The sequence below is a fragment of the Rodentibacter sp. Ppn85 genome (assembly GCF_001999335.1).
In the GTDB taxonomy this organism is placed as follows: Bacteria; Pseudomonadota; Gammaproteobacteria; order Enterobacterales; family Pasteurellaceae; genus Rodentibacter.
Genome location: NZ_MLHS01000052.1, coordinates 1 through 23,828 on the forward strand (window position 1 = coordinate 1; position 23,828 = coordinate 23,828).

Annotated in this window: 24 protein-coding genes and 1 tRNA gene; 10 read left to right on the plus strand and 15 right to left on the minus strand. The window is 39.3% G+C overall.

Annotated features, from left to right (window positions below; translation table 11 throughout):
- Window positions 1–137: 137 nt before the first annotated feature.
- From hemC to BKL51_RS08980, 4 genes are read left to right on the plus strand one after another with little or no spacing between them, the layout of a single operon-like run.
- Window positions 138–1,079 carry a hydroxymethylbilane synthase gene (hemC, locus tag BKL51_RS08965; RefSeq protein ID WP_077466356.1) on the plus strand — a complete coding sequence of 314 codons (942 nt, stop codon included), beginning with the start codon at window positions 138–140 and terminating at the stop codon, window positions 1,077–1,079.
- Window positions 1,079–1,819: a uroporphyrinogen-III synthase gene (locus BKL51_RS08970; protein WP_077466357.1), complete on the plus strand. Its 741-nt coding sequence runs from the start codon at window positions 1,079–1,081 to the stop codon at window positions 1,817–1,819. Before hemC ends, BKL51_RS08970 begins: the two co-directional genes overlap by 1 nt.
- A 21-nt stretch (window positions 1,820–1,840) precedes the next feature.
- Window positions 1,841–3,094 (plus strand): uroporphyrinogen-III C-methyltransferase, encoded by a 1,254-nt coding sequence (locus BKL51_RS08975; protein ID WP_077466358.1) that lies wholly within the window; start codon window positions 1,841–1,843, stop codon window positions 3,092–3,094.
- A gap of 9 nt (window positions 3,095–3,103) precedes the next feature.
- Window positions 3,104–4,375: a heme biosynthesis protein HemY gene (locus BKL51_RS08980; protein ID WP_077466359.1), complete on the plus strand. Its 1,272-nt coding sequence runs from the start codon at window positions 3,104–3,106 to the stop codon at window positions 4,373–4,375.
- 185 nt (window positions 4,376–4,560) lie between these two features.
- Here the strand turns inward: BKL51_RS08980 and deoR are convergent, their stop codons facing one another.
- The 4 genes from deoR to BKL51_RS09000 are packed head-to-tail and all read right to left on the minus strand — an operon-like array spanning window position 4,561 to window position 9,330.
- Window positions 4,561–5,310: a DNA-binding transcriptional repressor DeoR gene (gene deoR, locus BKL51_RS08985; protein WP_077466360.1), complete on the minus strand. Its 750-nt coding sequence runs from the start codon at window positions 5,308–5,310 to the stop codon at window positions 4,561–4,563.
- Window positions 5,311–5,318: 8 nt separating this feature from the next.
- Window positions 5,319–6,770, minus strand: coding sequence for an FGGY-family carbohydrate kinase (locus BKL51_RS08990; RefSeq protein WP_077466361.1), 1,452 nt, complete (start codon window positions 6,768–6,770; stop codon window positions 5,319–5,321).
- 17 nt (window positions 6,771–6,787) lie between these two features.
- On the minus strand, window positions 6,788–7,819 hold the full coding sequence (locus tag BKL51_RS08995) for an ABC transporter permease (RefSeq protein ID WP_077466362.1): 1,032 nt from the start codon (window positions 7,817–7,819) through the stop codon (window positions 6,788–6,790).
- Window positions 7,820–7,836: 17 nt separating this feature from the next.
- On the minus strand, window positions 7,837–9,330 hold the full coding sequence (locus BKL51_RS09000) for a sugar ABC transporter ATP-binding protein (RefSeq protein ID WP_077466363.1): 1,494 nt from the start codon (window positions 9,328–9,330) through the stop codon (window positions 7,837–7,839).
- Window positions 9,331–9,574: 244 nt separating this feature from the next.
- On the opposite strand from BKL51_RS09000, the gene BKL51_RS09005 reads away from it, so the two are divergent.
- Window positions 9,575–10,516, plus strand: coding sequence for a sugar ABC transporter substrate-binding protein (locus BKL51_RS09005; RefSeq protein ID WP_077466364.1), 942 nt, complete (start codon window positions 9,575–9,577; stop codon window positions 10,514–10,516).
- A gap of 145 nt (window positions 10,517–10,661) precedes the next feature.
- Here the strand turns inward: BKL51_RS09005 and ispF are convergent, their stop codons facing one another.
- The 3 genes from ispF to ftsB are packed head-to-tail and all read right to left on the minus strand — an operon-like array spanning window position 10,662 to window position 12,093.
- A complete protein-coding gene (gene ispF, locus BKL51_RS09010; RefSeq protein WP_077466365.1) occupies window positions 10,662–11,135 on the minus strand; it encodes a 2-C-methyl-D-erythritol 2,4-cyclodiphosphate synthase in 474 nt (157 codons plus the stop codon).
- Window positions 11,132–11,815 carry a 2-C-methyl-D-erythritol 4-phosphate cytidylyltransferase gene (ispD, locus tag BKL51_RS09015; RefSeq protein ID WP_077466366.1) on the minus strand — a complete coding sequence of 228 codons (684 nt, stop codon included), beginning with the start codon at window positions 11,813–11,815 and terminating at the stop codon, window positions 11,132–11,134. Before ispD ends, ispF begins: the two co-directional genes overlap by 4 nt.
- Window positions 11,815–12,093 carry a cell division protein FtsB gene (gene ftsB, locus BKL51_RS09020; protein ID WP_077436616.1) on the minus strand — a complete coding sequence of 93 codons (279 nt, stop codon included), beginning with the start codon at window positions 12,091–12,093 and terminating at the stop codon, window positions 11,815–11,817. The genes ispD and ftsB overlap by 1 nt, the downstream gene beginning before the upstream one ends.
- A 233-nt stretch (window positions 12,094–12,326) precedes the next feature.
- Here ftsB and BKL51_RS09025 point away from each other — a divergent pair, with 233 nt between their 5' ends.
- Window positions 12,327–13,148, plus strand: coding sequence for a 5'-nucleotidase, lipoprotein e(P4) family (locus BKL51_RS09025; protein ID WP_077466367.1), 822 nt, complete (start codon window positions 12,327–12,329; stop codon window positions 13,146–13,148).
- Window positions 13,149–13,244: 96 nt separating this feature from the next.
- On the opposite strand, the gene fabR is transcribed toward BKL51_RS09025, so the two are convergent.
- The gene (gene fabR, locus BKL51_RS09030; protein ID WP_077466368.1) at window positions 13,245–13,877 is read right to left on the minus strand and encodes an HTH-type transcriptional repressor FabR; all 633 of its coding nucleotides are present in this window, start codon (window positions 13,875–13,877) and stop codon (window positions 13,245–13,247) included.
- Complete coding sequence (gene oxyR / locus BKL51_RS09035; RefSeq protein ID WP_077466369.1) at window positions 13,877–14,782, minus strand: DNA-binding transcriptional regulator OxyR; 906 nt, start codon at window positions 14,780–14,782, stop codon at window positions 13,877–13,879. Before oxyR ends, fabR begins: the two co-directional genes overlap by 1 nt.
- A 121-nt stretch (window positions 14,783–14,903) precedes the next feature.
- Between oxyR and BKL51_RS09040 the strand changes: the two genes are divergently transcribed.
- On the plus strand, window positions 14,904–15,635 hold the full coding sequence (locus BKL51_RS09040; protein WP_077466370.1) for a glutathione peroxidase: 732 nt from the start codon (window positions 14,904–14,906) through the stop codon (window positions 15,633–15,635).
- 150 nt (window positions 15,636–15,785) lie between these two features.
- On the opposite strand, the gene BKL51_RS09045 is transcribed toward BKL51_RS09040, so the two are convergent.
- Window positions 15,786–16,682, minus strand: a complete 897-nt coding sequence (locus tag BKL51_RS09045; protein ID WP_077466371.1) for an S-adenosyl-l-methionine hydroxide adenosyltransferase family protein — start codon at window positions 16,680–16,682, stop codon at window positions 15,786–15,788.
- Between the two features lie 158 nt (window positions 16,683–16,840).
- Window positions 16,841–17,314: a DMT family transporter gene (locus tag BKL51_RS09050; protein WP_077466372.1), complete on the minus strand. Its 474-nt coding sequence runs from the start codon at window positions 17,312–17,314 to the stop codon at window positions 16,841–16,843.
- Between the two features lie 198 nt (window positions 17,315–17,512).
- On the opposite strand from BKL51_RS09050, the gene brnQ reads away from it, so the two are divergent.
- The 3 genes from brnQ to BKL51_RS09065 all read left to right on the plus strand — a co-directional run bounded on the left by brnQ (window position 17,513) and on the right by BKL51_RS09065 (window position 20,080).
- Window positions 17,513–18,826, plus strand: a complete 1,314-nt coding sequence (gene brnQ, locus BKL51_RS09055; protein ID WP_077466387.1) for a branched-chain amino acid transport system II carrier protein — start codon at window positions 17,513–17,515, stop codon at window positions 18,824–18,826.
- A gap of 10 nt (window positions 18,827–18,836) precedes the next feature.
- Window positions 18,837–19,277: a PACE efflux transporter gene (locus tag BKL51_RS09060; protein ID WP_233127112.1), complete on the plus strand. Its 441-nt coding sequence runs from the start codon at window positions 18,837–18,839 to the stop codon at window positions 19,275–19,277.
- Window positions 19,278–19,516: 239 nt separating this feature from the next.
- Window positions 19,517–20,080, plus strand: a complete 564-nt coding sequence (locus BKL51_RS09065; protein WP_077466374.1) for an acetate uptake transporter family protein — start codon at window positions 19,517–19,519, stop codon at window positions 20,078–20,080.
- Window positions 20,081–20,159: 79 nt separating this feature from the next.
- Here BKL51_RS09065 and BKL51_RS09070 read toward each other — a convergent pair whose 3' ends face one another.
- From BKL51_RS09070 to BKL51_RS09085, 4 genes are all read right to left on the minus strand, one after another.
- A complete protein-coding gene (locus BKL51_RS09070; RefSeq protein WP_077466375.1) occupies window positions 20,160–21,461 on the minus strand; it encodes a sodium ion-translocating decarboxylase subunit beta in 1,302 nt (433 codons plus the stop codon).
- Window positions 21,462–21,478: 17 nt separating this feature from the next.
- A complete protein-coding gene (oadA, locus tag BKL51_RS09075; protein ID WP_077466376.1) occupies window positions 21,479–23,293 on the minus strand; it encodes a sodium-extruding oxaloacetate decarboxylase subunit alpha in 1,815 nt (604 codons plus the stop codon).
- Window positions 23,294–23,330: 37 nt separating this feature from the next.
- A complete protein-coding gene (locus BKL51_RS09080) occupies window positions 23,331–23,600 on the minus strand; it encodes an oxaloacetate decarboxylase subunit gamma (protein ID WP_077466377.1) in 270 nt (89 codons plus the stop codon).
- Between the two features lie 123 nt (window positions 23,601–23,723).
- A tRNA-Sec gene (locus BKL51_RS09085) sits at window positions 23,724–23,818 on the minus strand.
- Window positions 23,819–23,828 lie beyond the last annotated feature (10 nt).

Sequence of the window (23,828 nt, forward strand, 5' to 3'; positions counted from 1 at the left end):
TCGAAGGATCTGCCTTTTTCGTATCACTTTTTTATATTGTATAGATACGATTTAACTGATAGAAAAGCTAAATGAAAACTGACTTTTTTTCCTAAGAGTGATAGGATAAAGGGCAAATTGCTGACATATTAACAGTTATGACAACATCAACTATTCTAAAAATAGCAACGCGCCAAAGTCCGCTCGCGTTATGGCAAGCTAATTTTGTAAAAGAACGTTTAGAAAAAATCCACCCAGCCTTAACGGTGGAGCTTGTTCCAATGGTGACAAAAGGGGATGTCATTCTTGATACTCCTTTAGCTAAAATTGGTGGGAAGGGCTTATTTGTCAAAGAATTAGAGAATGCACTACTAGAAAAACGGGCTGATATTGCTGTACACTCCATGAAAGATGTTCCAATGCAATTTCCTGAGGGCCTTGGACTAAGTGTTATTTGTAAGCGTGAAGATCCGCGTGATGCCTTTGTCTCCAATCGCTATGTGTTATTTGATGATTTACCGAAAGGAGCGATTGTCGGTACGTCAAGTTTACGCCGTCAATGCCAATTAAAAAAGTTACGACCGGATTTAGATATTCGTTCTTTACGTGGCAATGTGGGGACTCGATTAAGCAAGCTGGATAATGGAGAATACGATGCAATCATTTTGGCTGCTGCCGGGCTAATTCGTCTGGGGATGAAGGAGCGTATTGCATCTTTTATTGAGGTGACAACTTCTTTGCCGGCGGTTGGACAAGGCGCCGTTGGGATTGAATGTCGAACCGATGATCGTCTCGTTCAGGCGTTACTTGCCCCGCTTGCTGATGACGAAACAACGCTTTGTGTAAAAGCGGAACGAGCAATGAATGCACGTTTGCAAGGCGGTTGCCAAGTGCCTATCGGGGGATATGCGGTTCTTGAAAATGGTCAGATTTATTTACGCGCCCTTGTTGGTGAACTTGACGGTTCATCAATTATTCGGGCGGAAGGCAAAAGTGCGGTTGAAAAATCGGAAGAATTAGGCACTCAAATTGCAGAAAAACTGCTCGCACAAGGTGCCGCTGGTATTCTTGCCAAAGTTTATGCATTAGGAGATAAGTAATGGCGATTCTTGTCACCCGCCCTGATGAACGTGGAAAACAGCTGGCTGATTTACTCAATCAAGCCGGTAGGGTGGCGTTGTATTTACCTTTATTTACTTTTGAAAGTGGTAAAGAGCTGGAAACCCTACCGAGGAAACTTGAGCGATTAAAGTCCGGTGATTATGTCTTTTTGGTATCTAAAAGTGCGGTTGATTTTTCCGTTAAAACGCTAAAAGAAGTCGGCTTTCATTGGCGTGAAGATTTACAATACTTTACTGTCGGGCAAAGAACCGCACAGCATTTTTCCTGTCAAAGCGAACAATCTATACGCTACCCCATTGAACAAGAAAATAGTGAGGGTTTGCTTGCTCTTCCTCAAATGCAACCGCTTAATGGAAAACAGATTTTAATTTTACGCGGTAATGGCGGGCGTGAGTATTTTACTGAACAAGCAAAAAAACGAGGGGCAATGGTAGAAACGGTGGAATGCTACCGTCGAGAGCCCATAATCTATAATAATGATGAACAAAGCAGTATTTATAAACGTTCCGGTGTGGATACATTAGTGGTCACCAGTTTAGAAATTTTACATGCATTAATTAAATTTGTCCCTGAAGCTGAACAAAGCTGGCTGAAAAGTTGTAAGTTAGTGACGGTGAGTGCCCGTATTGCCGATGTAGCAAAATCCCAAGGTTGGCAAACCGTCGTCCTCTCTCCAAAAGCGGATAACCAAAGTTTGTTGAAGACATTACTTAGCTAAATGACCTAATAAGGAATGAATATGGCGAAAAATAAATCAAATGAAGTAGCAGAAAACCTTGATGATACTGTAGAAAGTACCATTGAGACCACAACTGAAACAAATTCCCAACCGGTTCAAACCATTGTGAAGAAAAGCGGAACGGGGCTAAGTCTGTTGGCTATTTTAATTGCGTTAGGTGTAGGGGGAGCCGGCTATTATTTAGGGCAGCAGCAAGTGGGTGAAATTCAGCAAAAATTGACCGCACTTGAAGGAAAAATTACTAATGTTTCGTCAACTCCTTTGGAGAGTGTTCAACCTGAACAGGTTGAGACTCTTGAAAAAAATATTTCCGCAACACAAAATAAGTTGAATCAAGTTGAGCAATTGGTTTTAGCAAAAGATCAGGAGTTAGGGGCATTGCGTCACCAACTTGAAGTAGTGAGTAAGCAAGCAGTAGCTCAACAGCCTAACGATTGGTTATTTTCAGAAGCGGATTTTTTACTTAACAATGCGTTACGTAAGTTAGTATTAGACAGTGATGTAGAGACGGGAATTTCTCTATTGAAATTGGCTAATGAAACTTTAATGAAGGTGAATAATTCGGAATCAATAGCGATTCGTGCAGCAATTAGCCAAGATCTTAAGCAGTTACTTTCGGTGGATAATATTGATCAAAATTCGGTAATGCAACAGCTTTCCCAGCTAGCTAATTCAGTGGATGAATTGCCTTTGCTGAACGTTAATTTTGATGATGTTTCCGATTCGACCAAATTGTCCGATTCTTTGGACGATTGGCAGGCTAATGCAGAAAAAAGTGCGGTTTCTTTTTTGAATCATTTTATCCGAATTACACCAAAACAAGGTGCGGATAAAAAAGAATTACTTGCTCCTAACCAAGACATTTATCTGCGTGAAAACATTCGCTTACGTTTACAGTTAGCGATTATGGCGGTATCGCGTCAACAAAATGATTTATATAAACAATCCTTGGATGCGGTAGCAACTTGGGTACGCAGCTATTTTGATACCAATACGGAAGTAACACAGAATTTCTTAAAATCTATTGATGAATTAATGGAATTATCGATTTATGTCGATGTTCCGAATCAACTACAAAGTTTGAACTTACTTGATAAATATCTCAATCGTACGCCTATGGATGTGAAAAAAGTTGAGATCGAATCTGAAAAATCTTTTGACGAACCGACAAAATCAAGTAATGTGAAAGAGGGGCAAGCTAATCAGGATGAATCTTCTGCGGATGAAAAACCAACCATTGAGCCTCAACAATAAGGATAGACTATGTTTAGAACACTATTTTTAATGCTGGCTTTACTTGCGGGACTGATTGCAGGTCCGTATCTTTCAGGTCAGCAAGGTTATGTTCGTATTGAAACAGCAGGTAATATTTATGAAATGTCTATCACGACACTCATGATTTTATTTGTTGCTACCCTTGCGGTGGTTTATGCCATAGAGTGGATTATTAGCCGTTTCTTGCGTTTAAGTAACAATACTTACAGCTGGTTTTCTCGCCGTAAGCGTGTTAAAGCACAAAAACAAACCCTTGAAGGTTTAATGAAAATGGACGAGGGGGATTACACCAAAGCTGAGAAACTTATCGGTAAGAATGCAAAACATTCTGACGAACCTATTTTAAATCTAATTAAAGCGGCCGAAGCGGCGCAACAGCGTGGTGATGAATTTAGCGCAAACCGTTATTTAATTGAAGCAACCGAACTTGCCGGTTCGGATAATTTACTTGTTGAAATTGCCCGTACCCGAATTCTATTACAACAAAATAAATTACCGGCAGCACGTAGCTCGGTAGACAGCTTGTTGGAGATGACAGATCGAAATAAAGAAGTCTTAAAATTAGCGGTTGAGATTTATACGCAATCTAAAGCTTATCAGGCGCTTGATAACATTTTGGATTTAATTCAGCGCTCAGGTTTATATTCGCCCGATGAGTTTAAAATTGTACAGGTTAAGACTGAAAATGGTTTACTTGATGAAAAAATGAATGAAGAAGGTGTGGATGGTTTACTTGCTTGGTGGGGGGCGCAGCCTCGCCGTCGTCGCAACGATTTAGGTTTAAAAGTGGCGTTAATTCAACGCTTAATCGATTGTAATGATCACGAATCGGCCTATGAATTCACCCTAGAAGCATTGAAAAAATGGGGTGATAATACACCGCTAAGTCCGGCACTTTGTACTCAAATAACCCGTTTACAGCCGACTGATAATACAAAATTAATCAAGATAATGGAAAAGCGAGCTAAACACGCTGATGAAAATCAATGCTGTGGCATTAATCGTGCACTTGGTTATTTATATGTGCGTAATAACGAATTTGCTAAAGCGGCAGAGGCTTTTAAGAAAGTCATCGCCTGCCCGAAACAACTCGAATCTAACGATACAATGATGGCTGCTTATGTTTTTGAACAAGCCGGTGATAAAGCAATGGCGGAACAAATTCGCCAAGAAAGCTTACGCCATGCTATGTCTATTCAAACTGAAGAGACAGAAAAAACTGAAGAAAATCCTATCGCACTTTTAGAAGAAAAAGTGTAAAAGTTATCGGTTATATAAGGAGGGTTTCTTATTTAGTATATGATCATTAGGCTGGTGTATGTTCTGTGTTTACCTGCGTTTTACGCCGAAACAAAATATGCTCCGTTCCTATAAAGTTAATCTAAAAAAGAAACTCTCGTATTTCGATTGAATATCTTGCATTAATCTCTTGCCTCTTAACTTATTTATCTCCTCCAAACCCTTTCGTTTGGTATTCCAAATTCTTCTGGGATCGGTCTATTGCAGACTATTAGATCAAACTCATCAAGTTGACCAATATAAGCGGAATGAACTTTTTTAAACTTAGTATGATCAAAAACAAGGATTTTCTTTTGTGTTTTTGCCATCGCTTTTTGTTTTACTTGAGCCTCACTAAATCTAAAACAAGTGAGCCCTTGTTGCTTATCAACACCGGAAGTTGCGATAAATGCTTTAGTTGTACATATCGAGTCTAGTACGGAAGAGTTTTGAATTGAGGTTACTAATGAATTATCTCTCGAATAATGACCGCCGCATAAAATAATATTGCAATTTATTTTTTCCTGTAAAATCATGAAGGTATTAATAGAGCAACATATTGCTGTAAATTTAATTTCATCAGATATCTGTGAAGCTAAAGAAGTAATAGTTGTTCCACAATCAAAAAATACGACATCTCCGTCTTCAATTAGCGAAACGGCCAACTTTCCGACTTCCATTTTTTCTATTACATTTTTATCTTGCTGTTCTAAGAGAAAATAATTATTTTTTACTTCGTTAATAATGTATCCCCCTAACAAGCTCATTGATTTTGTAGAAACCAAGTCTCTACGAATAGTCATCTCTGAAACATTTAGAATGGCAGAAGCTTCACGTAGGTGAACTTTGTCCATTTGCTTTAAAAGTAATTCTAACTTTTTTATTCTGAAACTTGCTTTAGTGTTATCTATTGTCATGCGATCACTCATAAGGTTTTAAGTGCATTGATTAACTTAGTATAACTTTCATATTTTTGTTGATATATGGCATAGTTTTCTTTATTTGGTTCTATATATTTAATATTAGTTAACTTATTAATGATACATTTCGTGTCCATTCCGATACCTTGCATCGCAACTAATATTGCACCCAAGCAGCCAGGCTCCTCTATTTCGGAAATTTCTAATGTCATTCCCGTAATATCAGCTAACATTTGTAGCCATATTTGTGATTTTGTTATTCCTCCCATGATGTGTAATTTTTGAGTATGAGGAAACTTTTTCTTCATATTTTCTATGTGAGTCATTAAGCTGAAAATAACGCCTTCATAAATTGCACGTAATAAATCTGATTTTGTGTGGTGGGACTGGATTCCATAGAATCCGGCTTTTATATTTCCTGCATTCGATCCATATAAAAATGGAATGAACAAAATTGAATTTGATTCCGGTTTTACACTATCTACAAGAACATTAATTTTTTCATAAGTTAAGGGGGCACATTGTTCAATGAACCATTCTAAATTTGCAATAGAAGTAGGACTGTCGTCATGAATAATCAGTTTATCCGTTTCCGGATAACGGCCGTGAACCAGTCTTTGTTGTTCATCTGCAAAATGTGTTGTTATTCCACTAACAATATGCCAAGTGCCTAAAATCGCACAAAGCTTGTTTTCATCAGTGAGATTTGCACATAATGTTGAAGCAACAACATCAAATAATCCTCCGACTACGGGAGTGCCTACTTCTAAACCGGATAATTCTGCCGCTTCTCGTGTGATATAACCGATTATTTGATTTGATTTTACCAATGGTGGGAGTTTGTCGTATATTTCAGCAATACCTAATTTACTCGTAATTTCAATATCATAATCTTTCGTTATCATATTGTATAAATTAGATTCAGAAATATTGGTTTCTTCACAATGTAGTTCACCTGTTAAACAAAATCGAAGATAGTCATGGGACATCAAAACTGTACCAATATTTTTATAACGATCGGGATTATTTTCTTTCAACCAACGTAGAATTGAGACCGGATGACCTGCCCAGAGTGGCTGATAAGTCTTCGGATAGAGCCAATGATGAATATGCTCTTTTTCCCAATTTTTGACAATATTACGCGCTCTTTGATCCGAGGAAAGAATCGCATTTCCTAAAGGTTTCTTTTCCTTATCTAATAGAAATACGCCCTTACCCTGAGCAGATATTCCAATAGATTTAATTTGTTTCGGGCTGATATTAGCTTGAGCTATAACCGTCTTTATGACTTTGACACAATCTAGCCATAATTTAGCCATATCCCTTTCGGCATAACCTTCCTTTTTACTTATAATTGGGGAGTTTTGTCTTGATGACGAGAGAATATTTCCAACACTGTCCAATAACATGGCTTTAATAAAGGTTCCGCCACAATCAATACCTAAATAATATGCCATAGTTTTCTCCTAATGATTTAACTTCTTCTAAAGAAAATAGATTTAAAATGGCTCATCGAAACTTCTCCACGACGAACTTGATCTAAAAATACGGCAAGGACGATAACTAGCCCAATAATCAATCGCTGTAAATAAGAGGTAACATTTAGTAATGTTAGTCCGTTTTGTAATACCCCCATAATTAAGGCACCGATAGAGGTACTGATGACAGAACCAATTCCACCAATTAAACTTGTACCGCCGATGACTGTTGCTGCAATCGCATCTAATTCATAACCCGTACCTGCAATTGGCTGTGCCGCATTTAATCGTCCCACTAAAATAACCGCACCGATTGCAGCAAACGCACCATTGATCACGTAAGCCTTTATTTCTAATCGGTTTACATTAATACCGGATAAACGAACCGCCTCACGGTTTCCCCCTAACGCATAAATTTGGCGACCAAAAATAGTTTGGCTTAATACATAATAACTCACCAATACAACGATAATGGCGATAATAACGGGAATGGGAATATGGATTTGTTCTGTGAGTTCAAGTTTACCATTACCAAAAAATCGTAATGCATCTGGAAAATTATAGATCGTTTTACCATCAGAAAGTGTTAATGCTAATCCTCGAGCAATCCCCATCATACCTAGCGTTGTGATAAACGGAGTAACTTTACAATAAACGATAAGAAAGCCATTAATATAACCACAAATCGCCCCTACAAGAATTGCCCCGAGAATGGATAATAACACAAGTATTGTGATAGCAAAGTCGGATGGATTATCCCCTAAATAACTTAATCCGGAGTGAATAAACAAGCCTAAACAAACCGCACTTAACGCCACAATAGAGCCTACAGATAAATCAATTCCACCAGTTAATATAACGTAAGTCATACCAACTGAAATAATACAGATTACAGAAACTTGTAATAATATATTTAGCATATTATTAGAGGATAAAAATACCTCATGGGCTAAGGACATTCCAACGATCATAATGAATAAGATAATTCCAATGCCTAATTTAGAAAATATTTTTTTTAGTTTATTCATAATTCCTCCAATTCTTATTAAACACCAATCATTAAACGCATAAGATTTTCTTCATTAATTTCGTCTCGTTTAGTTATTTCCTCTATTTTTTCACCATTACGCATAACAATGACCCGATCAGACATCGTAATTAATTCCGGTAAGTCTGATGACACCATAATAATACTGCCACCTTGTTTAACAAATATTCGCATCAAATCATAAATTTCAGATTTCGCACCAATATCAATTCCTCTTGTAGGTTCATCAAAAAATAGAATATTCACACCACTTTCTAACCACCTTGCAATAATAACTTTTTGTTGATTTCCTCCCGATAGCGTTCTTGTTTCTTGCTCTTGATCTCTAGATACTATTTTTAATTTAGTTCTATTTTTTTCAACTAACTGCTTTTCTATTTTCTTATCCAAATAAAACTTTTTCCAAAAACGTTTTAATATAGGTAACGTAATATTTTTACGGATGCTTAATCCTAAAATTAACCCTTGCGACTTTCGATCCTCTGTAATAAATCCGATTTTATTTTTAACGGCATCTTCCGGAGAGAAAATATTCACCTTTTTATTATCAATAAAAACATCACCGCTCGATTCATCAGCTCCGTAGATTGCACGCAGTAATTCCGTTCTTCCGGCACCTACTAAGCCGGCAAAGCCAAGAATTTCACCTTTATTAAGTTTGAATGAAATCTGTTTGAGCTTTTTATTGCTAATATTTTCTACCCTTAATTTTTCTTCATGAAAGCAGTTTTCTCTTTGATATTTACTAAAATCAATATCTCTACCAACCATTAATTTAACAATTTCTTCCGGAGAAGTTTCTTTATATGGAATTGTACCGGTAATTTCTCCATCTCTAAGCACTGTAACTTTATCCGCAATATATTCAAATTCTTCTAATCTGTGAGAAATATAAATCATTGCAACGTTTTTCTCTTTTAGTTGCCGAATAATTTTAAAAAGTATTTGAGTATTTTTTCTTGATATTGACGAGGTCGGTTCATCAAAAATAATTACTTTATATTGACCAAAAATTGCTTTAGCAATCTCAACCATTTGTTGTTGTGCAACGGATAGATTGGAGATTAAATCATCAGGACGAATATCTAGCTCTAACTCATTAATGATTTTTTGTGTTTTTTCTCGCATCCCGCGCCAATCCATCAGCACACCGGCACGTTTCTTTTCCAAACCTAAAAAAATATTTTCTAATACGGTCAATTGAGGAACTAACATTAACTCTTGATGAATAAATCCTATTCCCAGTGTTTGAGCTTCTTTAACTGTTTTAGGGAGATAATAAGTGTTTTTATAAGTGATTTCTCCGCTATCTCTGGAATAGATTCCGGCAATTATTTTACATAATGTAGATTTACCTGCACCATTTTCACCAACTAAACAATGAACCTCACCTTCATTAATTGTAAGATTAATGTTTTTTAAAATATCAATGCCGAAAAAACTTTTTCTTACGTTATGGAGTTCTAAGATTGCTTTTGAATCTATAGTCATCGTTCTCTCCCTTACAATTCCATTTAAAGACTAAACATAGGTTAAAGGATTTTATAGATTAAAAATGTGATCTTTCTCTCAAAAAGATAAAAATAAAGAAATATAAATAACTTTAATAATATAAATGAGATATATATCACAGTTTTTATTATCAAAAATGTTAGACTGCTAACACTAGTAAAGTTGTTTATTCTAGTGAAATGACTTATTTAAACCATACATACATATATAGAGGGAGGGCGTTATGAAAAAAACTTTTTTACGCAATATGATTTCTACCGGTTTATTGATGTTTGCTTTATCTAATAACAGTTATTCAGCGGATAAGCCACAAATTGCATTATTAATGAAAACACTTAGTAATGAATATTTTATTTCAATGCAGCAAGGAGCCGAAGAAACCGCTAAGAAAATGAATGTTGACTTAACAATCCAAGTCGCAGAGAAAGAAGACTCAACAGAGCAACTAGTCGGTCTTGTTGAAAATATGATTGCTAAAAAAGTAGATGCAATTATTGTCACGCCTAATGATTCCATCGCATTTATTCCTGCTTTTCAAAAGGCAGAAAAAGCGGGTATTCCAATTATTGATTTAGATGTTCGTTTGGATGCGGCAGCCGCACAGAAAGCAAATTTAAAATTTAATTATGTCGGCGTGGATAATTTTTTAGGAGGATATTTGGCTGCCAAAAATTTAGTACAAGCAATCGGCGGCAAGGGTAAATTAGCAATGTTGGAAGGAATCCCCGGTGTCGATAACGGCGAACAACGTAAAGCAGGGGCGTTAAAAGCATTTAAAGAATCACCTGAAATTGAAATAGTGGCATCGCAATCGGCAAATTGGGAAACTGAACAAGCATTGAATGTAACGAGTAATATTTTAACCGCTCACCCGGATATTAGTGGTATTTTTGCAGCAAACGATAATATGGCGATTGGAGCTGTTACTGCTGTAGAAAATGCAGGCTTAGCAGGAAAAGTGCTCGTGACAGGATATGACGGTATCCCTCTTGCAATTGAATATGTTAAACAAGGAAAAATGCAAAATACTATTGATCAGCTACCGAAAAAACAAGTTGCCGTAGCGATTGAAAGTGCATTAAAACAACTTAACAAGCAGGATATTCCAGAAGTTTATTATGTTGATCCTGTAGTTGTAGATAAAGAAATGTCAAAAAATTACTAATACGATAGAGTAGTGTGTAATTAAATTTTAAAGCTATGCTCTAAACCATAATGAGCGAGCACCCCAGTTCAAAATGTGAGCTTTAAAATTAATTCAAACAAAAAAGGCGCAATTTTCATTGCGCCTTGATTTTATATTGTTAAATTTATTTCATAAGTAGCACGACTGCTTCACAAGCAATGCCTTCACTTCGTCCTGTGAAACCTAATTTTTCTGTTGTTGTCGCTTTCACATTAATTTGTTCAATATTGCAGGTCAAGTCTTCGGCAATTACTGCCCGCATATCATCAATGTAAGGGCGCATTTTAGGGGCTTGAGCAATAATAGTGACGTCCACATTACCAACCTTATAGCCTTTTTCTTTTACTTGGAGAAAAGCCTTCCGTAGCAAACCTCGGCTATCGGCATTTTTATATTGCATATCAGTATCAGGAAAAAGTTTCCCAATATCCCCTAGCGCTGCCGCACCTAATAAGGCATCAGTTAGTGCATGCAAGGCGACATCGCCGTCAGAGTGAGCAATAAAACCGGTATGGTAGGGAATTTTGACACCACCGATAATGAGTGGTCTGTCTTCGCCAAAGGCGTGTACGTCAAAGCCGTGTCCAATTCTTATCATCGAGTTTTCCTTGTTAAATAAAATTCCGCAAGAGCCAAATCTTCAGGTCTTGTCACTTTAATATTGTCGCTTCTTCCTGCCACTAAGTGCGGTCGAAATCCGGCAAGTTCCATCGCAGAGGATTCATCCGTAATAACCCTTCGTTGTGCCAATCCGTTATAGATTGCGTTTTTCAATAAATCCGCTCGGAAGAATTGTGGTGTTTGAGCTTGCCAAAGTTGTGAACGATCTTCTGTTGTCATTATAGTGCCGGTTGCGTCGCTTCTCTTGATCGTATCGGTTACGGGAGTTGCGAGAAGAGCGCCGTGATCGTCATTAATTTCTAGCAGTTTATTTAGGTCTGTTTCCGTCAAACAGGGTCTCGCCGCATCGTGTACCAATGCCCAGGCATTTTCTTCAAAAATAGCATTCAGTGCATTTAAAACCGATTCCGCTCGGGAATTTCCGCCTTCCACGAGTTGAATTTTTTCATGGGAGAGAATAGATAGCGTGGGGGAATAGGGATCATCTTTGCCGAGAGCGACAATAATTCGAGAAATTGCGCCATGATTGAGCATAATACTCAATGTGTGTTCTAAAATCGTTTTACCTAAAATGGTTAAATATTGTTTAGGTATTCCCGCTTTCATGCGAGAACCGATACCGGCAGCCGGGATAATAGCAATAATTTTTCGTGACATTATTTATGCTCTTTCACAATGTGATAGAAGGTTTCGTTTTCTTTTACCATATCGTGCTGCATTCTGGCGCGCTCTTCTATGGATTCAAACCCCTTTGTTAATCCTTGAATTTCTGCCGAGATCATTTGATTTCGCTGCACTAACTTTTCATTTTCAGCCTTATTTTCAGTAATTTGTGTTGAAACTTTTTTGTAATCAAAGTAGCCATTTTTGCCAAACCATAAGTTGTATTGAAAGATGGCAAGAATGCCGACAAGAATCGCAATAAATATCCGCATAAATTTTGTCTGAAAGATTGTAAAAAATGCCCATAGTTTATCCTGAAACGACAATAAAGGCGATGGGAAAGTGCGGTCTATTTTTCCTGCGTTTTTGGATTATCTTCATCTTATATGTGATCTTAATCACAAATTTATGATAATTCGTTGTCAATAAAGTGAAATTCCGGCAAATTTTACATAAAACTTGCTATACTTTTTTCACTTTATTTTATCTTTTTGAGGAGAATAGGATGAAAAAAACATTAAAACTAACCACATTTGCTGCAATTTCCGCTTTTGTATTAGCCGGTTGTGCACACAAAATGGATTCGCAAGAACAGGCTCTTGCTCAATTACAACAACAAGCGGTGTTGGGATTGAACTGGATGCAAGATTCCGGTGAATATCAAGCTTTAGCATATCAAGCATATAATGCGGCGAAAGTGGCGTTTGATCATGCCAAAGTGGCAAAAGGTAAGAAAAAAGCGGTTGTCGTGGATTTAGATGAAACCATGTTGGATAACAGTCCTTATGCCGGTTGGCAGGTACAAAATAATAAACCTTTCGACGGTAAAGATTGGACTCGTTGGGTTGAAGCACGCCAGTCCCGTGCAGTACCGGGGGCGGTAGAGTTTAATAACTACGTAAACTCTCACAAAGGAAAAGTATTCTATGTCACAAATCGTAAAGACAGTACGGAAAAAGCCGGCACGATTGATGATATGAAGCGTTTGGGCTTTAATGGCGTAGAGGAATCCGCATTTTATTTAAGAAAAGATAAATCATCCAAAGCGGAACGTTTTGCTGAAATTGAAAAACAAGGTTATGAAATCATACTTTATATAGGTGATAATCTGGATGACTTCGGTAATTCGGTGCACGGTAAACTGAATGCTGAACGAAGAGATTTTGTAGCCAAAAATAAAACAAAATTTGGTAAAACGTATATTGTGCTGCCGAATGCAAACTATGGCGGCTGGGAAGGCGGTCTGAAAAAAGACTACTTCAAGGGAGATACCCAAAGCAAAGTGAAAGCACGTTTAGATGCGATTCAGGCATGGGACGGCAAATAGTCTAATCTGTATTAAAAAAGCGTTGACGAATATTCGCAACGCTTTTTTTTGTAAAGTTTGTTCCTTCAATATGGAAAAAGTGCGGTTGATTTTTTGTCACTTTTCTTTGTGATGTGCGTATTTCTCTTTTTGAGCGGCGAAATCAGCACCTTTTGCCATCATGCGTAATTGTAGAATTACACGCTGTTTCAGCTGTTCGCGCTCTTGTTTACTCATGTCTAAGGCATTCGCCCCGGCAGTGAATACGATCGTTACGATACCTTCCGCCTGAACATAAGCGATATATTGAGGATATTGATTCCTATGAGCAATATATTCCGTAAGTTCATCCACAAAATGTTTAATTTCACGTGCAGCCGCAGTACGGAATGCTTGGGAAGTGCCTGAACTTTCCCGTAGTAATAGGCGAAATACGTTTGTGCTGTTAGTAATAAATTCAAAAAAAGTATCAACAGAAACGGAAATCACGCTACCTCCGGCATCAATACGTTTGCGGGCTTGACGCATAAGTTGACGTAAAATCAATCCCGCTTCATCGACCATTTCTAAACCGAGCTCGTCCATATCGCTAAAATGACGATAAAAGGAGGTCGGTGCAATACCGGCTTCACGTGCGACTTCCCTCAAACTCAAATTAGAAAAACTTTTTTCCGCACTAAGCTGGTTAAATGCGGCATCTACCAGTGCTCGGCGTGTTTTTTCTTTTTGAATTGCACGAATGCCCGCCATTATTTTGCTCCGGCAAGAATAGATTTAACCTTAGAACTGACCGCACTTGCGACACGCTCATAACGATTGCGCAGCGGCGAACCCGGACGATACACTAATGCGATACTACGCGCCGGCTCGGGAGAATGACAGGGAATATATTTTACCCCTTTACGCGAACCTTCATTTCTCACGGCAAGTTCAGGCATAAATGTGATGCCTGCATTGGCAGCAACCATATTTCGCAGTGTTTCAAGGCTTGTTGCTTTAAAATGTGAATTTTCTTTTGCCCCTGCGGTGAAACAATAATCTAATGTTTGATGACGCAAACAATGACCGTCATCCAACATAAGCATTTCTTGACCGGTAAGCTGTTTCATGGAAAGTTTTTTCTCTTTCGCTAAAGGGTGATCTTCTGAAACGGCAAGTAACATTTTCTCTTCAAAAATAGGCACTTCAATGAATGCCTCGGTTTTTTGGACGCGCGCTAAAATTGCGCAATCCAACCGTCCGGTTTCAAGTTGTTCCAATAATTGGTGTGTTTGTGCCTCATATAGAAATATCTCTAAATCAGGGAAGGATTCTTTTAAGGTCGGCACAATATAAGGAAGCAGATAAGGTCCGACGGTCGGGATTAACCCAATATGCAGCGGCCCGGTCATTTCTTTTCCTTGGTTGCTTGCCATTTCTTGCAGTAGTTTTACTTCACGTAAAACAGTGCGGGCTTGCTCTACAAGAAGCATACCCGATTGGGTAAAAAGAACTTTACGGCTGGTACGTTCTAATAAGATAATGCCGAGCTCATCTTCAAGTTTGCGGATTTGTCCGCTTAATGTCGGCTGGCTCACATTACAAGAATCTGCCGCGCGACGAAAATGTTTGTGTTCAGATAATGCAACTAAGTATTCTAAATCACGAATATTCATTGGGAACTTCCTTATAGAAAAAGTCAATCAAAAGAATAGAATTAATTGATTGTAACTATATCATAACTTTGAATATAATCCACGCACGAATAAAATTCGTGTCAAAAATAAGGAGAAAAATATGGCTTTAACCGATATGACAGGTAAAAAAGTACCGAGTGTTACATTTCATACCCGCCAAGGCGATGCTTGGGTTGATGTCACTACAAGCGAATTATTCGATAATAAAACTGTCGTTGTATTTTCACTCCCGGGCGCATTTACTCCAACCTGCTCATCAACACATTTACCACGCTATAATGAATTAGCCTGTGAATTTAAGGCCGCCGGTGTGGATAAGATTATCTGTATCTCTGTAAATGATACTTTCGTGATGAATGCTTGGAAAGCCGATCAAGAATCGGAAAATATTACCGTGATTCCGGATGGTAACGGTGAGTTTACCGAAGGCATGGGCATGCTAGTGAATAAACAAGATTTAGGCTTTGGTAAACGTTCTTGGCGTTATTCTATGCTGGTGAAAAACGGTATTGTAGAAAAGATGTTTATTGAGCCGGAAGAGCCGGGCGATCCGTTCAAAGTATCCGATGCGGATACTATGATGAAATATTTAGTTCCAGGTTGGACTGCAAAACCGTCAGTTTCTATTATCACAAAACCGGGTTGTCCGTTCTGTGCGAAAGCAAAAGCGTTATTAAAAGCAAAAGGTTATACTTTCGAAGAAATCGTATTAGGCCGTGATGCAAGTACAATTTCTGTACGCGCAATTACCGGCAAAACCAGTGTTCCACAAATATTTATCGGTGGTGATTATATTGGCGGTAGCGAAGATTTAGAAAAATACTTCGCATAGTGTAGGAATGTAAATTTAGCTGATTATTTTAATTTGGAACTTTAACTAAAAAGCCAAACTTTTTGCGGAGTTTGGCTTTTTCATCTCTTCTAGCAATATATTGAAAGTTTATTGAAAAGTGTAAAGACTGCTATGTAAATTGTCGAATCGCTATTGGCATTTGTGTAAATCGACATTCCAGTCTGCGCCGGAATAAACACCATGAGCTTTAGAAAAACTATCCATATTCAAGGCAAATGACACATTCAGTAAACTGTTTAAATAAAGCAACGGTTTTCCCTCTTGCACATCGCCAAAGCTACTGACATAAGGCATTTTCCCCGTATATTTAATTTGATTACCGTCTTTTATTTCAACACAAACCGGATCTCCTTTCTTAATGCCGGATTGCTCTAATAGTTCATCGCTAATATTTGTCCAAATATTACCGTACTGAATATCTAAAATAGGAATATTGCCTTTTAAATGGCCCTGTTCCAATACTGCTTTTTGATAGGGAATATCCAACACTTTCTTGTCTAACTCATCCCCCACGTCTTCAAATGAAATCGTACCGGAGGCTAATCTTGCCCCCGTATAAGCATACACATCACGCCCGTGGAAAGTATAAGATTTTTCAGAACCGGCAAGGCGATTTTTCTTTTCATCAATTTCTCTTACGGATTCAATGCCTAAATGCTCCGCAACTAAGGTTAACGTGCCGTTATCGGGGGTCACGAAATAATGCCCTGTTTTGGTTTTCAGGACAACTGATTTGCGATCCGTACCGACACCGGGATCAACAACACTCACAAAAACAGTTCCCGCTTTCCAATAAGGGGCGGTTTGATATAAACGATAGGCCGCCTCCCAAATATTATAAGGTGGAATTTCGTGGGTTAAATCAAACATTTTTAGCTTTTCATCCACTGAAAACGCGACCCCTTTCATGGCAGAGACCGCACCGTCTTTCAAACTGAAATCGGTTTGTAAAACGAGCGCATTGTCGGCAAAAGCCATTTTTGAACAAGCTAAAGCGAAGAGAATCGGTAAGAGTTTCTTTGTCATATTTTCCCCCTTATTAAGATGATGCGACGAAAGAAGAATTTGATACTAATGAATGCAATCGGCTTTTTCAATATTTATTAAAACGATAGCAAAGGGAAAAATAACAATGTTTAATCTGAGTATTTAAAGATTAAAATTCTATTTAAATTTGACCGCACTTATCCTTTTACTAAGGCGAGTAATTTATCGCCAAAAAAGTAAAAAATCAATCCGAACCCAACGATCAACAAACCAATTAATTTCGTGATATTGGTTTCCCGCACCGGCATACCGATTAAGCCAAAATTATCAATAACGGTAGCCGCGAGTAATTGTCCGATAATAATAAAAAATAACATTGCGGTAATACCGAGTTTGGGGGCAAGCAATATTGTAGTAAACACTGCTAATGCACCCAGCGCACCACCCAATAATTTCCACCAAGGTTGATGGGGCAGTGAGCTTAAACCTAGCCATAAATCCGCTTTGAATAAAGCAATGAAAAAGAGCAGAATTGTTCCGACCGCAAAGGAAATAAATGTCGCGACGACGGGTTCGTTACCCACCGCTTTGGCAAGTTGGGTGTTAATTGCAGATTGGGAAGCAAGCGCCATTCCTGCAATAAATGCAATTAAAATATAAATAAAAAACATAGCCCCTCCAAATAAAGAAAATTATAGAAGTTTTGGCATAATCGTCAAATGGGAAAATCCCATAAAATTAACCGCACTTTATTTCTTTTAGGCCGGGTTTTACCTGCTTTACAGCCAAAAATTGCTATAGCCTCTAATTACAGCCTCTTGTTATCGTGCTATACTCGCCGCCCATTATTTACAGACAAAATGATAGTTATGATTAAAAAAGCAAGTTTAACAGGGCTTTTGTTATTCGGTATGTTTTTTGGTGCCGGCAATTTAATTTTTCCACCAAGTTTAGGCGTACTATCGGGCGAGCAGTTTTGGTCGGCGATTTTAGGTTTTGTGCTATCCGGTGTCGGTATTGCTATTCTTGCCTTGATCATTGGTATGTTAAATCCGAAAGGCTATGTTGATGAAATTTCTCAGAAAATTTCCCCTTGGTTTGCGACCCTTTACTTAGTGATTTTATATCTATCAATCGGGCCTTTTTCTGCCATTCCACGTACTGCCACGGTTGCCTATGAAGTGGGTATTTCCCCAATGCTCTCCAAAGAAATGAGCGAAACCGGGTTAGTCGTTTTTACCCTATTGTATTTTGCTGCGGCTTATTTTATCTCCCTTAATCCTTCTAAAATTTTAGATAGTATCGGGCGCATTCTCACCCCTATTTTTGCCTTATTAATTGTTATTCTGGTTGTGCTCGGGATTACAAAATATGGTACGAATCCTCCTCAATCCGCCGTAGGGAACTATGCAAAAAGCGCATTTGGTACGGGATTTATTGAAGGTTATAACACGTTAGACGCGCTTGCTTCTGTTGCATTTAGTGTTGTCGCGGTTCAAACTCTAAAACAGCTTGGTTTTAGTTCTCGCAAAGAATATGTGGCGACAATCTGGTTAGTGGGCATTGTAGTGGCGTTAGGGTTTAGTGTGCTTTATATCGGCTTGGCTTATTTCGGTAATCATTTTCCCGTGCCGGCAGAAGTGATGAACAGCAATATTAATGAAGGCGTGTATATTTTATCTCAAGCCACACGGGCGATTTTTGGCGAGTCCGCCCAATGGTTTTTAGCCGTGATGGTGGTAATGACTTGTTTTACCACCACAGCAGGGTTAATTGTCTCCACTGCTGAGTTTTTTGCCGACCGTTTTCCCCGTTTTTCCTATCGGGTATATGCGACAATCTTTACCTTGCTCGGGTTGGCAGTTGCGAATTTAGGATTGAATGCAATTATCCGATTTTCATTACCGGTGTTATTAATTCTTTACCCGATTACTATTGCCATTGTAATGTTGGTGATTGTCAATAAATGGCTTGCCTTATCAAAGCTCGGTATGCAATTAACTATTGCACTTGTTACTTTGATTTCAGTGGTAAGTGTATTGGGAAAACAATTTCATATTTCAGCACTCACGGAATGGGTGAATTATCTTCCGTTTGCCACTATTTCCTTACCTTGGCTAATACCAGCGTTAATAGGATTAGGGTTTGCATTATTTTTGCCGAATCGTCAAAAAGGTGTATAAATAGGTAAAAGTGCGGTCAATTTTTGAATTTATTATGATGACGCTAAAAGAGCGACTTTTACATTCAGCGCTATTTGAAATAGGCGCGGTGGGAGTATCTGCTACTGTAATGCTTTTGGTCAGTCCGGAAAAGGGTGGTGCGGCACTCGGTGTCGGTATATTAATATCACTGGTTGCGATGGCTTGGAATCTTATTTTTAACAGTATTTTTGACAAGATCTTTACCGCTCCCCGTGAAACTCGCGGTCTTGGTATGCGAATATTCCATACGGTTATGTTTGAAGGTGGTCTTTTGGTTGCAACCATACCGATGATTGCCTACTTTTTGCAACTCACTTTATGGCAAGCGTTGATGGCGGATATCGGGTTGACAATTTTAATTATGGTTTATGCTTTGATTTTCAACTGGATTTACGACAATGTAAGATTAAAATTTGTGGTGAAGGCATAAAAAAGAGCGGTAGGTTTGTAAAATAGTTCAAAACCGACCGCACTTTTCATTTTACTTATTGGTTTTCCGTAACATTATCTGGTTTTTGTCGTACGGATTGTTTGGGTATTAGCTCGTGCTACTTTATCTTCCACATCCTCTTCATTATTATTAAAAATTTCTTCATCACACTATTTATTTATTCATCAATTTCAGCCATAATCGCGCGCCTTATACTTTATTATTTTGAGGAAATTTTTATGTCAACAAAAGACGGTTTAGCAAATCCGGGGCCATTAGGATTATGTGGTTTTGCATTAACCACTTGGTTACTTTGTTTAATTAACGCAGGCGTATTTGATAGCACGAATCTTGGTTTAGTATTCGGCATGGCGTTTGCTTTTGGCGGAACGGCACAAATGATCGCCGGAATGTTTGAATTTAAAAAAGGTAATACTTTCGGCTTTACCGCATTTATCAGCTATGGTGCGTTCTGGTGGTCTTGGGCGTTATTTGTCGCTTTCTTTAAAGGTGAAACCTCCGCACAATTTGTTGGTTGGTATTTAGGATGTTGGGGAACGTTCACGTTAATGATGTTCTTAGCCACTTTCCCGAAACCGCGTGCATTACAAGCGATTTTCTTTTTTCTTACACTTACGTTTTATGCTTTAGCAATCGGCGATGCGACCGGCAACCATGCCATTGTGAACGTAGGGGGATACTTAGGTTTAATCACAGCACTTTGCGCATTCTATCTGGCTGCGGCTGAGGTGTTAAATGAATCCTACGGCATAACGGTATTGCCAATTGGTGAGAAAAAATAATTTTTAATAGTTGGTTTGAATCAAAGTGCGGTCATATTTTCGAGAGAATTAATGACCACACTTTTTTTACGTTAGAACATCACATTCCGGCAATATATTTCAACATCACACCGGCTGCGATAGCCGAGCCAATCACACCTGCTACATTTGGCCCCATGGCGTGCATCAGTAAAAAGTTTTGATGATCCGCTTCTAATCCTACTTTATTGGATACCCTTGCTGCCATCGGGACGGCAGAAACACCGGCAGAGCCAATAAGCGGATTGATTTTGTTTTTGCTAAATTTATTCATTAATTTCGCCATTAATACGCCGCTTGCCGTACCGACACTAAAGGCAATCACGCCGAGTAATAAAATCCCTAGAGTTTGCGGTTGTAAAAATTTATCCGCCACCAATTTTGCCCCGACAGATAATCCCAATACGATAGTGGTAATGTTGATTAAGGCATTTTGAGTGGTATCGCTTAACCGCTCTACAACACCGCTGACACGCATTAAGTTACCGAAGCAGAACATTCCCAATAACGGTGCGGCATCCGGTAAAATCAAAGCAACCAGTAACAACAGGATGATTGGAAATAGCACTTTCTCACGCTGACTAACAGGACGAAGCTGCACCATACGGATTTTCCGTTCTTCTTCTGTGGTGAGGGCTTTCATAATCGGTGGTTGGATTAACGGCACGAGCGCCATATAAGAATAAGCCGCCACTGCGATTGCACCGAGTAATTCCGGGGCGAGTTTACTGGTGAGATAAATTGCCGTCGGGCCGTCTGCGCCACCAATAATGCCAATAGCCGCTGCTTGAGGCAAAGTAAAGGAAATGATACCAAACCAGTTTAATGCCAATGCCCCTAATACGGTGGTGAAAATACCGAATTGAGCCGCAGCACCTAGCAGCAAAGTTCTTGGATTGGCAAGAAGCGGACCGAAATCTGTCATTGCGCCCACGCCCATAAAGATGACAAGCGGCGCAACTCCGTAGCCGATAGCCACTTTATAGAATAAGGCGAGAATACCGGCGGTATAGCCCATATCACCGGCTAGGCTTTCCAGCTCGGCAATTTGTGAGGGTAATGCACTATTCAATGCCTCTTTAATGGCTGCCAGATCTGCCACCGTGTTAAGTTTTGCAGCAATAACCGCAAGTTGTTGTACCGAACCTGAGTGGAGCAGATTATCCAATGCCGTCATCGCAATTCCGGCTTCCGGGATATTGGATAATAGCCCGCCAAATCCGATAGGCAGTAATAACAGCGGTTCAAATTTTCGGGAGATCGCCAACCAAAGCAGGAGCAAGCTTACCCCGATCATAACGGCTTGCCCCCATTCTAGGTGCATAATTCCCATCCCCTTAAACAATGCAATGATACTATCCATATTTACCACCTAATCATTTATGCGATAGTCATTAAAGTATCGCCTACGGTAACGACATCGCCGACTTTAATGGCGATATTTTGGACGACTCCGCCTTTAGACGCACGAATTTCGGTTTCCATTTTCATGGCTTCGAGAATGAGTAACACGTCACCTTCTGCGACAGTTTGTCCTTCCGTTGCAACTACTTTCCAAATATTACCGGACATTGGTGCGGTAACCGGCGTGCTTACACTTGTAGGAGACGGTGCAGGCTGTGCCGAGGAGGTTTGAGCCGTAGATGCCGCTGGAGTGATATTGGTTACATCTCCGCCCTCACTGACTTTTACGACAAAGGCTTTGCCTTCTAATTCCACTGTATAAACTGCCGGTTCACTTGATCTTGCGGTTGAAAGTGCGGTTGGTTTTTCTGCGGTTTTTTCCGTTGCTTTGTCGGCGATTGGTGCTGGCTCAAAGGCGGCAGGATTGTCGCGGTTTTCCAAGAATTTCAAGCCGACTTGCGGGAATAACGCCATAATAAGTACATCATCAATTTCATTTTCCGCAAGCTTGATGCCTTTTTCTTTCGCCAGTTGTTTCACTTCAGAGGTCAGTTTATCCATTTCCGGAGCAAGATGATCCGCCGGTCTGTCAATGATAGGTTGCGCGCCTTCTAATACGCGTGCTTGCAATTCGGCATTCACCGCAGCCGGTGTTCGACCATATTCGCCTTTTAAAATTCCGGCGGTTTCTTTTGCGATAGTTTTGTAACGTTCGCCCATTAATACGTTAATCACAGCCTGTGTGCCGACAATTTGTGAAGTAGGGGTAACAAGCGGAATAAAGCCGAGATCTTCACGAACTCGTGGAATTTCTTGTAACACTTGGTCGAGTTTGTCCGAGGCGTTTTGCTGCTTGAGTTGACTTTCAAGGTTAGTGAGCATTCCGCCCGGTACTTGTGCTACTAAAATGCGACTGTCAACGCCTTTTAATTGACCTTCAAATTTCGCATATTTTTTACGAACGGTACGGAAATAATCCGCTATTTTTTCCAGTTTAAGAATATCTAAGCCCGTGTCATAGCCCGTACCTTGTAAGGTGGCGACCAACGCTTCAGTGGCAGGATGCCCATAAGTACCGCTCATAGAGGAAATTGAGGTATCAATGCCGTCGGCACCCGCCTCAATACCTTTTAATAATGCCATTTCAGCCATACCGGTGGTGGAGTGGCAGTGTAAATGGAGGCGAATATCGTAACGTTTTTTGATTTCACTGACTAATTCATAGGCGGACATTGGTGTTAAAATGCCCGACATATCTTTAATCACTAGAGAGTCGATACCGATTTCTAATAATTGTTCTGTGGTATCCAGCCAGGTTTGTAATGTATGCACCGGGCTGGTGGTATAACTTAAGGTTCCTTGTGCATGCCCGCCTTGTTTACGAACGGCTTTTAATGCCTGTTGCATATTACGGGGGTCATTCATTGCATCAAATACACGGAATACGCTCATTCCGTTGATGACTGCACGTTCTACAAAACGATCCACTACATCATCGGCATAATGGCGATAACCTAACAAATTTTGCCCGCGTAAAAGCATTTGCAACGGGGTTTTCGGCAAGGCTTTTTTCAACTCACGCAAACGCAGCCAAGGATCTTCGCCTAAAAAACGGATACAGCTGTCAAAGGTCGCCCCACCCCATGCTTCTAAAGACCAATAACCGATATCATCCAATGCGGATACAATGGGAAGCATATCTTCAAGACGCATACGGGTAGCGAAAAGTGATTGATGTGCATCTCGCAATACCACATCGGTGATAACAATTTTTTTATGTTGAGCAGTCATAAAATACCTCTTCCTTAGCCTATATAAATGAAAAATGTTATTTTAATCCTTGTTGGCGGCGGTGATGGGCAATCGCCGCAACAATAACCGGACGTAAGCGAGCTATATCATCGACCTTCGACACGGCGGTCGATTGTGCTTGGGTGGGGTGTGATGAAGTTAGAGACTCGCTTTCGGGAAAGAATCGATTGATGATTTTCGAGGCAAACTCAATAGCATAGATAAGCAGGAATAGAAAAAAGATAACAAACCCCATTCCCGCAAACATTAAATTAAACCCTTCAAGCATGAGTTCTGAACTTGTCATAATTACTCCTCGGAAATTGAAAATACAGTAAATATATTAGTTTTTTTCTATAAAAAAAACTTTGATATAGTTCACAGAAATGAGGAAAAATACGGTTGAAATTAGGGGATTTTTAAGATTATTTGGCGGAAAGTCATGGGAGTCGAACCCACCCGAGAACGCTGGCGTCCTCAACAGGATTTGAAGTCCTGCCACCTCACCGGAGATGACGACCTTCCAAGGTTGAAA

What these genes read in the sequence shown, in the direction of transcription:
- hemC (WP_077466356.1), top strand. Translation starts at nt 138, where the DNA reads ATGACAACATCAACTATTCTAAAAATAGCAACGCGCCAAAGTCCGCTC.
- BKL51_RS08970 (WP_077466357.1), top strand. Translation starts at nt 1,079, where the DNA reads ATGGCGATTCTTGTCACCCGCCCTGATGAACGTGGAAAACAGCTGGCT.
- BKL51_RS08975 (WP_077466358.1), top strand. Translation starts at nt 1,841, where the DNA reads ATGGCGAAAAATAAATCAAATGAAGTAGCAGAAAACCTTGATGATACT.
- BKL51_RS08980 (WP_077466359.1), top strand. Translation starts at nt 3,104, where the DNA reads ATGTTTAGAACACTATTTTTAATGCTGGCTTTACTTGCGGGACTGATT.
- deoR (WP_077466360.1), bottom strand. Translation starts at nt 5,310, where the DNA reads ATGACAATAGATAACACTAAAGCAAGTTTCAGAATAAAAAAGTTAGAA.
- BKL51_RS08990 (WP_077466361.1), bottom strand. Translation starts at nt 6,770, where the DNA reads ATGGCATATTATTTAGGTATTGATTGTGGCGGAACCTTTATTAAAGCC.
- BKL51_RS08995 (WP_077466362.1), bottom strand. Translation starts at nt 7,819, where the DNA reads ATGAATAAACTAAAAAAAATATTTTCTAAATTAGGCATTGGAATTATC.
- BKL51_RS09000 (WP_077466363.1), bottom strand. Translation starts at nt 9,330, where the DNA reads ATGACTATAGATTCAAAAGCAATCTTAGAACTCCATAACGTAAGAAAA.
- BKL51_RS09005 (WP_077466364.1), top strand. Translation starts at nt 9,575, where the DNA reads ATGAAAAAAACTTTTTTACGCAATATGATTTCTACCGGTTTATTGATG.
- ispF (WP_077466365.1), bottom strand. Translation starts at nt 11,135, where the DNA reads ATGATAAGAATTGGACACGGCTTTGACGTACACGCCTTTGGCGAAGAC.
- ispD (WP_077466366.1), bottom strand. Translation starts at nt 11,815, where the DNA reads ATGTCACGAAAAATTATTGCTATTATCCCGGCTGCCGGTATCGGTTCT.
- ftsB (WP_077436616.1), bottom strand. Translation starts at nt 12,093, where the DNA reads ATGCGGATATTTATTGCGATTCTTGTCGGCATTCTTGCCATCTTTCAA.
- BKL51_RS09025 (WP_077466367.1), top strand. Translation starts at nt 12,327, where the DNA reads ATGAAAAAAACATTAAAACTAACCACATTTGCTGCAATTTCCGCTTTT.
- fabR (WP_077466368.1), bottom strand. Translation starts at nt 13,877, where the DNA reads ATGGCGGGCATTCGTGCAATTCAAAAAGAAAAAACACGCCGAGCACTG.
- oxyR (WP_077466369.1), bottom strand. Translation starts at nt 14,782, where the DNA reads ATGAATATTCGTGATTTAGAATACTTAGTTGCATTATCTGAACACAAA.
- BKL51_RS09040 (WP_077466370.1), top strand. Translation starts at nt 14,904, where the DNA reads ATGGCTTTAACCGATATGACAGGTAAAAAAGTACCGAGTGTTACATTT.
- BKL51_RS09045 (WP_077466371.1), bottom strand. Translation starts at nt 16,682, where the DNA reads ATGACAAAGAAACTCTTACCGATTCTCTTCGCTTTAGCTTGTTCAAAA.
- BKL51_RS09050 (WP_077466372.1), bottom strand. Translation starts at nt 17,314, where the DNA reads ATGTTTTTTATTTATATTTTAATTGCATTTATTGCAGGAATGGCGCTT.
- brnQ (WP_077466387.1), top strand. Translation starts at nt 17,513, where the DNA reads ATGATTAAAAAAGCAAGTTTAACAGGGCTTTTGTTATTCGGTATGTTT.
- BKL51_RS09065 (WP_077466374.1), top strand. Translation starts at nt 19,517, where the DNA reads ATGTCAACAAAAGACGGTTTAGCAAATCCGGGGCCATTAGGATTATGT.
- BKL51_RS09070 (WP_077466375.1), bottom strand. Translation starts at nt 21,461, where the DNA reads ATGGATAGTATCATTGCATTGTTTAAGGGGATGGGAATTATGCACCTA.
- oadA (WP_077466376.1), bottom strand. Translation starts at nt 23,293, where the DNA reads ATGACTGCTCAACATAAAAAAATTGTTATCACCGATGTGGTATTGCGA.
- BKL51_RS09080 (WP_077466377.1), bottom strand. Translation starts at nt 23,600, where the DNA reads ATGACAAGTTCAGAACTCATGCTTGAAGGGTTTAATTTAATGTTTGCG.